This is a genomic window from Peribacillus sp. NPDC097224, assembly GCF_044761985.1.
Classification (GTDB): Bacteria; Bacillota; Bacilli; order Bacillales; family DSM-1321; genus Peribacillus.
Window position 1 is genome coordinate 358,829 of record NZ_JBIWDK010000002.1, and the last position, 13,812, is coordinate 372,640.

Below are 13,812 nucleotides of genomic sequence, written 5' to 3' on the forward strand. Positions count from 1 at the left end.
ACGTTCTTCCTTCGATATACTATCCGTTTCGTTTGGTGCCTTTTTCAAACACTTCTTCTACAACACGTTTAGCAGATTGCCCGGATTCCAAATAACAGAATTTCTGATAAAACTCTTCAAATCTTTCGCTTAACTTAAATTGATTGCTTTCCATATGTTTAACCTCTGCGATAAGCTCTTCGGTCGTTTTCGTTAAAAGACCGGGCGCCTTTTCTTCAAAATCAAAATAAAAGCCCCGTAAATTATCACGATAATCCTCAATGTCGTACGTAAAGAAAATCATCGGTCTTCTTAAATTCGCATAATCGAAAAATACGGAGGAATAATCGGTTACCAGTATATCAGATATCAAATAAAGCTCCCGAATATCTTCTAGGTGAGAGAAATCATACGCAAAGCCATCTAATTCAGTGAGGTCCATATTTTGGGCCACTAAATAGTGCATACGCATAATGACGATATATGAGTCACCAAGTTCTTCCCGCATTCTTGCCAAATCCAGTTCCAGATTGAATTTGTACTTCCCTTTCTGGAAAAACTGATTGTCCCTCCACGTCGGGGCATACAGAATAAGTTTCTTATCAAGCGGAAGATTGAATTTCCTTTTCAGTTCCTTGATTGTTTCCTCATCATTACAGGTATGAAGGAAATCATTACGTGGGTAACCCGACTCGATGATTTCCTTATCGAACTGAAACGCCCGTTTGAATATTTCCGTTGAATAAGCATTCGGGGAAACCAAGTAATCCCAATTGCTCGCTTCCTTCAGGAAATTTGCTTTATATTTATTCGTATTCGTTCCAGGCATATGCACTTCTTCCATGTCCATCGCCAGTCGTTTAAGCGGCGTACCATGCCAGGTTTGTACGTAAACCGTATGTTTGGGCTTTGGGATCCAAAGCGGGAACCGGACATTATTGACCCAATACTTCGCCCTTGTCATGATGAAAAGCCAACGCATCGAAAATCGTCTGACATACTCGACGTCTTTTTGAGCAAAATACTTCATAGAAGCCCGGTCCACACTCCAGATCATTGTATAATCCGGATGATGTTCCTTCATGTATTCATATATCGCCCTTGGACTATCGCTATACTGCTTACCATGGTAGCTTTCGAAGACCACCAACTTTTTATTGGCCGGTATGAGCCAGCTGACGACGGCAAACGCAGCTTTGTACCATCCTTTAATGCGCTTGCTTCGGCGGGCCCTCACCCATTTGTTTCTCAAGCCTTGGACGACCTCGGTTTTGAAGTTATACCGTGAAACGGAAAGAGAGAAATATTTCGAAATTTTTGTTGCTTTTATTTTAACTTGAACCTTTTTCCCATCCTGTGTCAGAATGCTTCTGCTCGGAAGATTTTCAAGCGAGCTACATTTCATCCTTAAACTGGTTAGCTGCTCTTTAGCGCCATCGATTTGATAATCAAGCACTACGTAAAAAGAGAAATACTTGGCCTCGTCATAGTCCATCTTATCAAGGAGATTAACGGAGCCTTTAAAACCGATATTCTTCGGTAGATGACTTCCACTGTACCTTTCAACCAAATCTATACGGTCCACATTTTGCAAAGGGACCACCGTTTCCTCTTCGGTTCTATTATTCCGAACAAGCATGTTAATCTGACCGAATTCATATTTCTTCAATTGAAATAAAGGTGGATAGTTAAAGAAACCGGAAAACTCCAGGGTACCGTCCTTCTGCAGGTTCAGGGCATCGAACATGGAAAAGAGTTTATAGTCATTCGCATAAAAGGAAAGGTTCCCTTTTTTGGTCGAGAACGGATAAAACATTTTCTTCCGATTCTCAAGAACGATGGAATGCATATTTAATTGCCGATTTTGAGAGCTTATTCTAGATTTGACCGCATCTTCCTCTATCTTCCTTACGATATGAAGATCCCACATTTCGCCATCGACAAATTTATCCGTATGGGAGCTGAACGGCACCGTTACCTCAAATATATGATACCCATCCGTTTGTTCTTTTTTCACAAATTCCAAGTTGATGATATCGTCTTCATTATACCGATTCGTTAAAATAAAAGAGAAATCTTCTATGCCTTCCAAAAAGGTCTGCTCAATGGCCACTTCCAGGTAATACATACCATGTTCCAAGCGCACACTCATCGTCTTTCTATTCTTCAAAACGTTACTCTCCATACGGAAGAATTTCCCCTCTCGATTACATGCCAGCATTAAGTACTATTATTATAGGATTTCACTAACCCAAATTCAAACATACATTACACAAGTTTCGTCACTTTTATCATTCCACAAGAAAGAAAATATAATATTATAGGAAAAGTATACATACATGTACCATCATCATCGGTTGATCAGTCGTGAAATAAATAGTAATCCTTGAATAACATCCGATTTAACTGTAAAATGATATCCAAATTGACCAAGGATATTATAAATTCAACAGGATTGTAAAAATTTTGTGGTCCAATTGTAAATTTAATGCGGTATAATTAAATCGACCATCAAATGGCCCATAAATGATAAGCTACTTTTTCACTATATTCTTAATATCGACCATTCAGAGTAAATATATAAATTTTCGTTAAATAGGAGGAACAAACATGAAGAAAGTTATTACTTACGGAACCTTTGATTTACTTCACTGGGGACATATTAATCTACTAAAGAGAGCTAAAGACTTAGGAGATTATCTAATCGTTGCAATTTCTACGGATGAATTCAATGCATTAAAAGATAAAAAATCCTACCATAGCTTTGAAAACAGAAAAATGATCCTAGAATCCATTCGTTACGTGGATGAAGTCATCCCGGAAAACACATGGGAACAAAAGAAAGAAGATATCATTCGTGAAGGCGTAGATGTTTTTGTCATGGGAGATGACTGGAAAGGCAAATTCGATGAATTGGCTGAAGTTTGTGAAGTCGTATACCTTCCAAGAACAATCGGAATATCCACTTCCCAAATCAAAGATGACCTTTTAAAAGTTACCAATGGCTAGGGAGATCGCAATAGAGATTTATTTATTAGGCTTCAAAGTCCTATTCTCCATTTTTAAGCTATTTCCATTAAGAGAGAAAACGACCTTTGTCACTTCTTTCGGAGATAACTGTCAACATATTGCTGAAGAAATGGACAGGCAGGACCTTCCCATTCAAAAAGTCTTATTAATTAAATCGAGTAGCCATATACACGTAAAGGACGATGGGAAAACCATCGTCCTTCCGTTTGAAACGAAACATATCCCAGCCATGATTCGATCCATTTATCACCTGGCCACATCCAAATGGATCATCATGGATAACTATTTTGGTTTTCTTTCGGCGGTAACATTCAAAAAGCCCGTAAGCCGTGTACAAGTCTGGCATGCGGCCGGTGCCGTCAAGAAATTCGGCGCCAAGGACCCTTCGATTGTAGATCGTTCCCCCAGGGCCAGAAAACGATTTTTAAGCGTCTATCAACAATTCGATTATGTCACGACCGGTTCAGATAAAATGGCCGGGATTTATCAGGAAAGTTTTCAGTTGCCGGATTCCCATATAATCAGAACAGGAATTCCGCGTACCGACTTCTTTTTTAATGAAAGTGCAAAGCAGGATGCAAGACGGGCACTGTTGACCAAATATCCTGAACTTGAGAATAAGAAAATCATCTTGTATGCTCCCACTTTTCGGAATGCCGACTTAAACTCGGGAAAAGTAGCGCTCGATTTAGATTTGCTCTACAGAGAACTACAAAAAGAGAACTATGCGGTACTACTCAAGCTTCATCCAGCTGTAACAGCTGAACATGATGTCATGCATCAATTTCCTGGATTCGTGTATCCCGTTACCGGCGATTTTCACGTAAACGAGCTTCTCGTAAGCACCGACCTTCTCATAACGGACTACTCATCGATTCCGTTTGAGTTTTCCATTTTACAAAAGCCCATGATTTTCTTTGCCTATGACTTGCAAGAATACGAAGAAGAGCGTGGGTTTTGGGAAGATTACGAGTCCTCGATGCCAGGGCCCATCGTCACAACAACAGAAGAACTTCTCGAGAAAGTTCGTACAGCTGATTACCAGTTAGAAAAAGTCGAACCCTTCAAGCAAAAATGGAATCAGTATTCAAACGGGGATTCGAGCAGAAATCTGGTCGACTTCCTTTTTCCTAAAAAATAGACTACTTCAACCACCCCAAATACAAGGGTGGTTTTTTATGTAAATTCATATATTTTCTGGTAGAATACTAGTAACATAGACTATTTTACTAGGAGGTTTCATTTCTTGATACAAGCTAAAAAACTTTTCCTTACCCTCTGTACCCTTTTTCTCTTCGTTGCCATTCTACAGCCAAGTTCAACGCATGCCGTTTCCAAAACAGCGACCGCAGTCGCCAATGCGGAAAAGGCAGCGTCCACTTTATATACGTTGAGTTATCTCCCTGGTAAAGCAACCGGGAAAAATCTGCCTGAGAAAGAATATAAATCGGCAAACACCAAGTATGCGACAGCTCTAAAGGAAGTCAATAAGCTATCCAACGGCAAGGCGAAAACAAAGTATAACAACCGTCTCAAGAAAGTGAAGACAAAAGTGGACACCGGAAAGGTTTATATCGCTGCAGTTAAAGCCGGGAAAGAAATAGACAAAAAACGAGTGGGTCTTGAAAAGGCCTTGAAGTCCGGCTCATACACGCAATCCGCTCATACGGCATACCTTTCCCTTATAGCCACCTTTGATAAGCAATCCACTAAGGTCACTCAGGTAAAAGGAACCAAGACTAAAGAAAAAATGAAATCACTTTATATCAAGCCTGTCGAAAAGCATAAAAGTACACTACAAACGGTTTCGACCGTGAAACAGGCCATTAACGATACCAAGAAAAATATGAAGGCCACTAGCGTAAAGATCCTGCCATATTATAAAAAGGTCATTCTGCATATCGATACGATTTCCAATGCAAAACAAAAAGCACAGCTGAAGAAGGAATTTAGCGCAATTCAGAAGGACCTTGCCAAGAAGGAATTCCCGAAGAAAGATCAACTTGGCGAATGGGTTGCCCTTCAATCTGACTACGATAAGGTAGATGGCCTTATCTCTCGGGGAAAGTCCGATGCAAAGGTCCCACAAATTCGTGATTCCATTATGAAAAAGATAAAAGCCCTTCCTTCTGAAAGAAACTTGTTGGAGCAAAAACTAACGACCATCATGTCCGACATGTTTCTAAGCACGAAAGAATTAAAAACCTTACTAACGAAGAAGGCAATCGAAAAGAACATTCCACCTGAGGTTGTTAAAGCCATTGCCAAAACGGAGAATGGAAAGTGGCACCAATTCACGAATGCCGGCGACGTGTTCACAAGTTCGGATAATGGGTACGGAATCATGCAAATCACGCCCCAATCCAAAGAAGACAAAAGCTATGATTGGGATAAAGTAAAGTATGATATGGAGTATAATATTCAGGCCGGCGTGGAGATCCTACTAAAAAAATGGGACTATGCCAATGCGAAGAGACCTGTATTGCCTAAGGTCAATCACTATAAAACAGACATTCTAGAAAACTGGTACTTTGCCATCATGGCCTATAACGGTCTATCCGAACGGAACCACCCGGCTGCAAAGGCTCCCTATCAAACAAAGGTCTATCATTTGATTAATCAACAAGCCTTTGTAAATCCTTATGTCTTCACCAAAGATGATGTGGATATCAAGGTTAACGACAGCATCCTGAATTTCCAAAACAAGCTGTCTTATCAAACACCTAAACAAACAAAATCCACCCAGCTCCATAAAAAAGGAACTTCATTCACGTTAAAGAAGGATACACTATTTAGAAATGAGCCTTCGACAACCAGTTCCAAAAAGCAAACATTTAAAAAGAAAACGACATTCAAGATTGTAGAAAGCTCCATCGAAGACAACAATGCCGCCAACTTGTTCAATTGGTACAAGGTCCAAGTATCAGGTTCGAAAACGACTTGGTATATCGCCTCTTCCAATGTTCAATAACGAAAAAAAAGGTACCGCTCGGGTACCTTTTTTTTCGTTTATTTATAACTCGGAACATCATACACGACCGTATAACTATTGAGTAGAGAATAAAGCTCTACATAATTTTTGGTCTGCTTAACGGCCCAGCCAATATCACTGGCATATTGATGGGTGGCATACCCTTTCTCCACCAACTGATCTGGATTCCATCTCATTTTATAAAGCGTATCCTGACCGGCATAAATATAGTTTTCCGCCGCGAATTGCGCACCTTCCACGATGGCCTTGCTTGGGGTTGTCCAGCCTTCATTGAACGCCCTTCTTGCACCGCACTCCAAAGCGCAGCTATCATAGGCACCGATTCCGTACATATTGTAAACCTTGGCTTCATAATCCTTCGCATCATCCGCCAATACAACTATCTCTTTTTCCTTATTGGCTGCATAAACGATGTTGCCTTTGCTGTCTTTTTTCGTTTTCACTTTGATTCCCTTAGCCAGCCTTGAGGACCCTCTGCCCGTTTCAAGATTAGCATGGGAAATGAGATAGATTTCGTTCACGCCATACTTGAACCCAGCCTCTAGGAATGAACTTGCTTGATCTTTCAAGATCCCCTTATCATGGAGGATTTTTTGATTGATTTCACTTTCATTCAGTGCGGAGAACATTGATAGTTTAGCAAATTGATAATAAGACGTATCCGATTTCGTAAAGTTACTCGGATCCATATAATACTTCGTATCAGCTTTGGAAGCACTAACCCATCCCGTTGCAATTTTATAATACTTCTTCTTATCGATCGTTTTATTATCTTGGATCGTCACCTTCGCGTTCTTCGATAACGAACCTAATTTCCTGGAGTCCGTTGTAATGATGTTGACCTTTTCCTTCGTTGTCCCGCTCGTCTTCGTCGAGGCAAGTTTCACGCTGCTTGCAGGGATGAAGGCTTCATATTTTTTATCCGTTTGCGGGTTAGTCGACATTTGCTTCGACAGGGCGGAATCCAAGGTCACATTATACCCGGACTTTGCTGCCCTGGTTATATTCGATTTCTCTTTTAAATCAACCTTAACTTTAGCAAACCCCGTATTGTCATAATACTCCACTTTGATGACATGAATGCCTGCATCCAATTTCATCTCTATGTTAAAAGGATGTGTTCCATTTTTCCATTGATCTACTTTTTTCGTTCCATCTACATATACCCGTATCCCATCATTAGCACCGCCTGATAAGATATACGTACCCGAGCTTGTCAGCTTTGTCCGTTTCTCGAATATCGCTGAAAAATGATTGGTCGGGATTCCAGTGGCTGGCTTTTTCGTGCCCCAATCATAGTCCAATGTAGCGGCACTTTGATAGACCTTGTTCCCCGTCAAATCCTGGTTACCATATAAGGTCACTGCCCATCTTTCAAGCGGCGTAACATCTTTGGATTCCTTAAGATCCACATTTAATTGCGCACTTCCACTTTTATTATAGTATTCTACTTTTATCGTATGAGTCCCTTTTTTCAACGTGAGGTTCTTTTCGAAGTTGCGAGTGCCATCCTTCCATTCGTTCACTTTCCTTACGCCATCCACATAAATGCGGACGCCATCGTTCGCTTTCCCCATTAACACGTATTTCGTGTCTTTTTTCACGACCACTTTCTTTTGATAGATGGCCGAATATGTACCTTTTGCTATTTTATCAACGGGGGCTTTTGAACCCCAAGAAAATTTCAGATTGCTAGCCGTGGTACTTACTGGCGTTCCCGTGAAGTTAGAACTTTGGAAAAACAAGCCCGTCCATTTGTCTGTTGGGATGGTCTCCGGTACCTTTTCAACGTCGGCATTCAAGTAGGCATTGCCCTTTTGATCATAATATTGCACTTCCACCTTATGATCTCCCTTTGCCAACATAAGGTCCTTCTTAAATGAATGAGAACCGTCTTTCCAATAGTCTACTTTCTTCTTACCATTTACATAGACTCTGACACCGTCATTCGCTTTTCCGGAAATACGGTATTTCGCGCCCTCTTTGACCGTAAGCGTTTTCGTCAACTTAGCGGAAAATTTATTGACCGGAATCTTTGCTGCCGGGGATTTAGTGCCCCAGGCAAAATTGATATCACTTACCGTCTTCTTGACGGCGGTTCCTTTGAAGTTAAGTTTCGGATAATACGTTACGCTCCATTTACCACTGCTCGCCTCAGCAGTCGTCCCTGAAAATCCTCCGCTTGAAAATAACACCAATCCTAAGGTAACTACGCCAACCATTAACCACTTTGTTTTGATAATTAACTCACTCCTAGTCCAATTTTATCGATATACTGTTAATAATATCGTATATATACATAAATTGTTAAGAAAAATGAGTAATTTTAGCATAAATAGGGTACTAACCACCTAGGTTGAATCACTCATAGACATTTTTAGAGGTGATTCGACACACTTCTCAAAAGGAAAATACTAGGTTATGCTTCAATCCATGATACTATTTAGATATGAATCTTCTAGAACAACTCAGGAGGAATATGTTAATGAAAAAATGCATTCCCATGCTCTTTATCCTTCTATTCTTTTCGACGGACTGGTCACATGCCTATGGTTCCGAAATGAATTCGAAGCCGAATGATAATCAAAATGAAACGTTTCCTTCCACCACAATCTATCAAACTGAACAACTAATCATTAAGTTCGATAGGGAGACTACTTATAACGTTAAAGAATCCATATTACAGAGCATTCAAGCAAAAGAACTCCAAACCATCCAAAACGGAAACTTCACCCTCATTTCCCTCCATGAAGGAATGGATAGGCAAGAGGCTATCACCTCTCTTAAAAAGTGGGATGAGGTAGAGGCGGTAGAGCCCAACTATAAAGTGAGGACGAGCTATATTCCTACAGATTCGGGTTACTCCAAACAATGGTACGCAAAGAAAATCAATATGGATACAGCTTGGGACCTAACCAAAGGCTCGCCAGACATTAAAGTGGCCGTCATTGATGCTGGCATCCAAGCCACTCATCCCGAACTGAAGGACCACATCATCATGCCATTCAATGCTGTTACCGGGAGCAACAAAACGCTACCTTCGAATGACCACGGTACCCATGTTGCCGGCATTATCGGTGCTTCTCTAAATGGAAAGGGAATCGCTGGGATTGCCCCAAACATCAAGATCATTCCGGTCAACGTATTCAGTGAAAATGAGGCGGATATTTTTACGATTATCGACGGGATCGATTATGCCGTTAAATCGGGGGCCGATATCATCAACCTGAGCCTGACCATGGAAGATTATACAGAGGTATTGGATTACTCCATACAGAGCGCGTGGAAGAAAGGGATCCTCATCGTGGCTGCAGCCGGAAATGAGGATACAAAGACTGAACAGTACCCGGCCGCATTAGATCATGTATTAGGCGTAAGCGCCACAACAAAACAAGATAAGAAAGCTGATTTCTCCAACTATGGTACATCTATCGATTTAGCTGCACCTGGTCTGGATATATACTCCACTGTTCCTTGGAATTCCTATGATGTCATGAGTGGGACATCCATGGCTGCTCCAGTAGTCAGCGGCGTGTCCGCATTGGTTTTATCGAAGAACCCATTCCTTACTCCAGCAGAGGTGGCGGATATCTTACAAACGTCCAGTAAGGACCTTGGAGTAATGGGCCGAGATGATTTCTATGGATATGGCCGTGTCGATGCCTATAACGCATTGACCCATACTCCGGCACCGTTATCTAAGCTGACGACATCAAGCCAAACACTGATCGAAGACGGAACGAATTCCCTTTCCCTTTCGTTCAAGGCAAAAAAGGGAACGAGTATATCCGTTTTCATTCATGATGCCAACAATAAACCCATCCGGAAACTTGTGACGAATAAAAAGTCGGACGGGCAGGTCTTTTCAACGAAGTGGGACGGGAAATTGGATAATGGCTCCTATGCTCCTTCCGGGAAAGTGAAAGTCACTGTGAAGATTTCCAGCAAGAAACATAGTGTTTCCAAGAGCACGTATGTCACGGTAAAAGATGAGGTAACGCCTGGCCTTGCTTTCGGCAAAAAGTCCCTCATCTACTCGCCTGCGGTTGGCAAACAGGTGAAAATCCCTTTTTTTCTTAATAAAAGTGCAGTAGTAACAGCCTTCATCGTTGATAGGAACAAGCAAAAGATAGATACCCTTTCAAAATCCAAAACATTTAAAGGTGGAGACAATTCACTTATATGGGATGGGGAAAACACCAGCAACAAGCAAGTAAAGGATGGAACCTACTCCCTTGTTATATCCCTGGCCGATGTCAATAAGCGAATGGGAAAAGAAGAATCGTTCACAATCATGGTGGATAGCAAAGCCCCGAATGCTACCTTGGAAAACTCAGGCACCACTTTCAATATGACGGGGACGTCTTCCATCCGTACGAAAATAAAGATAAAGGAAGCGGCGGTTTCTTCCACTTCCATCATTGACTCAAAGGGTGTCACCGTGAAAAAGCTTGCAACGAAGCAACCCTATCAAAAAGGGAATCATACAGTTGCATGGAATGGGCGGGTCACCAATAATGCCTTTGCCAAGGAAGGAAACTACCGCTTCCAGGTGAAGCTTGCTGATGAATCTGGAAATACCCGCACCATTAAAGGCAACCCTTTTACAGTAGTCGACAAAAGAAAATGACGGGGACCGAGACAGGTCCCCCTTTTTATGTAAATGAAAAAGAACTCATATTATAGGAGAAAATCACAGGAGGAGAATTATCATTTTCCAACAAAATAAACCAGTGAATTTATCCCATTTTATCCATGTAACACAAATGTAATATAATTTTTTCCATTTAGTTTGTTAGAATAGGGAAAAAGACATGTTAGAGGTGGAATTACGTGAAAAAGAGTATCGTTGCAATTTCGACATTAGCCGTCCTATCTTCGACTTTTGTTTCTCCAGCCCTTGCCAATTCTTATACAGTAAAAAGCGGTGATACCTTAAGCAAAATCGCCCAAAAACACAAAACGACCGTAAAAGAGCTAAAACTACTTAATAACTTACAATCAGACATGATAAAGATTAATCAAAAAATAATTACATCTAAATCCCAAACAACCACAACCAAAACAAAAGCATCAACAGCTTCTGTTTCCGTAGAAAAGACAAAAAACTCCACCTATACCATCGTGCCTGGAGATACACTAACAAAAATCGCCAACAAACATGATCTTACACTTGCTGAGTTAAAGAAATTGAACAACCTTAACTCCGATACGATTTATGCCGGTGATAAACTGATCGTATCCAGCACGAAAACGACCACGACCATCGATTTACCGAGCAATGCCAAACCAGCGAACGTTTCAACACCTAAAGCCGAAGCCACTTCGAATACATATATCGTTGTAAAGGGCGACACTCTATCAAAAATCGCTAAGCAGGCAAACATAACAGTAGCTGACCTTAAATCATTCAATTCCTTAACCTCCGACATCATTAGAATCGGTCAGAAATTATCCTTGGTTAAATCGGCAAATCCGGCTTCAACAGTGGAAACTCCTGAAAAAGTAACAGATTCAGGCAATAAAGTGGATACCCTCATTTCCGAGGCGAAAAAGTTAATCGGTACCCCTTATTCTTGGGCAGGAGCTTCCCCTTCAGGATTTGACTGTAGCGGATTCATCTACTATACGTTTAAAAAAGCAGGTTATGAAGTATCAAGACTATCCTCTTCCACCTATTATGATATGGGCAAAAAAGTGGCGTCGCCAAAAGCCGGCGACCTCATTTTCTTTGCAACCGGATCTAGCAAATCCGTCGTCAATCATATGGGCATCTATTTAGGGAGTGGACAATTCATCCATGCTTCATCAAGTAACGGAATAGAAATTAACAACGTTTCCCACACTTATTACAAAAGCAAAATCGTAGGCTATAGAAGTTTATAATCTCTTTTTACCAGACTACAATTTCGGTAGTCTGGTATTTTTATGCTTTTTTACATATTTTTTATGGTAATATGGTTAATATTAACTAGAAAAGGTGGCACACCATGACCAAATTTCATATATTTCTACTATCTCTCCTCTTACTGTTTGGGACTTTCGTATTTTCCGAATCTACTTACGCGCAATCATCATCCATTGTTAACCCTAACCAAACCTACTCTTATGCCAACATGCAAAAGGATATCAAAAAACTAGAAAAGACATATCCTGGGCTCATCAAACAAGAAATCATCGGGAAATCCGAGTATGGCCGGAACATTTATGCAGTCTCTCTCGGAAAAGGAGAATCCACGGTCTTCATCAATGGGTCCCACCATGCCCGTGAGTGGATTACAACCAACCTTAATATGAATATGATAGATAAATATGCAGCAGCCTATAAAAACAACACCGTCGTCAACGGCTACAATGTCAAAAAACTCCTGAACAATACAACGATTTGGTTCGTGCCAATGGTCAACCCGGATGGAGTGACCTTACAGCAATCCGGCCTGAAAAGCTTTCCAGCCAAGGACCATGCAAAAATCATTAAAATGAATGGTGGCAGCAAGAACTTCAAACGCTGGAAAGCCAACGGAAAAGGCGTCGATTTAAACCGTCAATATAGTCCGAACTGGAAAAACCTTGGCGGTCCTAAGAGTCCCTCTTATAAAAATTATAATGGACCAAAGGTGGCTGCTGCATCCGAAACGAAAGCCATCCTTTCCTTTGTAGATAAAATTGATCCAGAAATCGCGATTTCCTACCATTCGAGTGGACAAATCATCTTCTGGAAGTATCAGCAAACGGGAAGTCGCTATACACAAGACGCCCATTATGCAAGCAAACTGAGTAAAATCACCGGCTATAGCCTGGTTAAATCAAAATCATTCGGCGGTGGCTTCAGTGACTGGTTCTCTACTGTAGAAAAGAAACCAGCCTTCACCATCGAGGTGTCTCCTGCTGTTGGGGAAACCCATGTCCCTCTTAGGAATTACGCCAAAATCTGGAGTCAAAATGCAAGTATCGGCCTATATACCGCGCAAGAAGGGTACAAGCTTTTCGATTCCCGCAAGGCTACAGCCAGTGATAAAGTGACCAAGCAAATCAAAACATACAATAAGACAGCCGCAAAACTGAAAAACTATTACTCTACCAACATTAAAAGCGAAAGCAAATTGAAAGTGACCAGCGCCCATAAGTCCCTGTACGATAAAACGAATAAAGAAATTAAAAAGCAAGAAAAGGCCATCGCCAAGCTTCCCGCAAAATACCGTACAAAGCCAAATGCAGCCTTAAAAACGACTAAATCCTATCGTGATAACTCTCTGGCCTACATGAATACCATTTATGCTGGAGACGACCTTATTCAAACAAATAAGAAACTAACAGGATACCTAACAGCAGGTACTCTGAATAGCACAACGTTTACTGCTCATGACAAATCGGTCAAACAGACCGATACTACCGAAAGTCAGATCAATAAAATGTTCGGAAAGACTGTTCGAAAACTGGCCACGGCCAAATTTGTCACGCCTGCTAAAAGTAACAATAAGAATATCGGTTATGATCTTGCCCGATATGAGTTATTAGTAGAAACGGAAAACCAGTTAAACGAAGGGCACTACGATATAGTCAAAAAGAATCTCATAACATACGAGACATTGCCTTCCACTCATTCTTTCGAAAAAACGGAGACCAAATTGGCTAGCATGGTACAAGCGATTGAAGATGAACTATTACGAGTGGAACAAGAACAATCTGTGGAAGAAACCGAAAAAGATAAGCTGCCTAAATAAATTCATGGGAAAATGGCGAAGGGAATCTTGTTCTACCTTGATACCTTCGCTTTTCCAAATGAATATAGGTAAAAATTATCTGTGAAT

Annotated in this window: 8 protein-coding genes; 6 read left to right on the forward strand and 2 right to left on the reverse strand. The window is 40.9% G+C overall.

Going from position 1 to position 13,812, the window contains the following annotated elements:
* Positions 1 to 19: 19 nt before the first annotated feature.
* Complete coding sequence (locus ACIQXR_RS05285; protein WP_403079637.1) at positions 20 to 2,164, reverse strand: CDP-glycerol glycerophosphotransferase family protein; 2,145 nt, start codon at positions 2,162 to 2,164, stop codon at positions 20 to 22.
* A gap of 425 nt (positions 2,165 to 2,589) precedes the next feature.
* Here ACIQXR_RS05285 and tagD point away from each other — a divergent pair, with 425 nt between their 5' ends.
* The 3 genes from tagD (at position 2,590) to ACIQXR_RS05300 (ending at position 5,980) form a co-directional block, all read left to right on the forward strand.
* Positions 2,590 to 2,988 (forward strand): glycerol-3-phosphate cytidylyltransferase, encoded by a 399-nt coding sequence (tagD, locus tag ACIQXR_RS05290; protein ID WP_402870538.1) that lies wholly within the window; start codon positions 2,590 to 2,592, stop codon positions 2,986 to 2,988.
* Complete coding sequence (locus tag ACIQXR_RS05295) at positions 2,981 to 4,150, forward strand: CDP-glycerol glycerophosphotransferase family protein (protein WP_403079638.1); 1,170 nt, start codon at positions 2,981 to 2,983, stop codon at positions 4,148 to 4,150. Before tagD ends, ACIQXR_RS05295 begins: the two co-directional genes overlap by 8 nt.
* A 105-nt stretch (positions 4,151 to 4,255) precedes the next feature.
* Positions 4,256 to 5,980, forward strand: a complete 1,725-nt coding sequence (locus tag ACIQXR_RS05300; RefSeq protein ID WP_403079640.1) for a transglycosylase SLT domain-containing protein — start codon at positions 4,256 to 4,258, stop codon at positions 5,978 to 5,980.
* Between the two features lie 38 nt (positions 5,981 to 6,018).
* On the opposite strand, the gene ACIQXR_RS05305 is transcribed toward ACIQXR_RS05300, so the two are convergent.
* On the reverse strand, positions 6,019 to 8,223 hold the full coding sequence (locus tag ACIQXR_RS05305) for a PA14 domain-containing protein (protein ID WP_403079642.1): 2,205 nt from the start codon (positions 8,221 to 8,223) through the stop codon (positions 6,019 to 6,021).
* A gap of 263 nt (positions 8,224 to 8,486) precedes the next feature.
* On the opposite strand from ACIQXR_RS05305, the gene ACIQXR_RS05310 reads away from it, so the two are divergent.
* From ACIQXR_RS05310 to ACIQXR_RS05320, 3 genes are all read left to right on the forward strand, one after another.
* The gene (locus ACIQXR_RS05310; RefSeq protein WP_403079644.1) at positions 8,487 to 10,631 is read left to right on the forward strand and encodes a S8 family serine peptidase; all 2,145 of its coding nucleotides are present in this window, start codon (positions 8,487 to 8,489) and stop codon (positions 10,629 to 10,631) included.
* Between the two features lie 203 nt (positions 10,632 to 10,834).
* Positions 10,835 to 11,887 carry a C40 family peptidase gene (locus tag ACIQXR_RS05315; RefSeq protein ID WP_403079646.1) on the forward strand — a complete coding sequence of 351 codons (1,053 nt, stop codon included), beginning with the start codon at positions 10,835 to 10,837 and terminating at the stop codon, positions 11,885 to 11,887.
* 104 nt (positions 11,888 to 11,991) lie between these two features.
* On the forward strand, positions 11,992 to 13,725 hold the full coding sequence (locus tag ACIQXR_RS05320) for a M14 family zinc carboxypeptidase (RefSeq protein ID WP_403079648.1): 1,734 nt from the start codon (positions 11,992 to 11,994) through the stop codon (positions 13,723 to 13,725).
* Positions 13,726 to 13,812 lie beyond the last annotated feature (87 nt).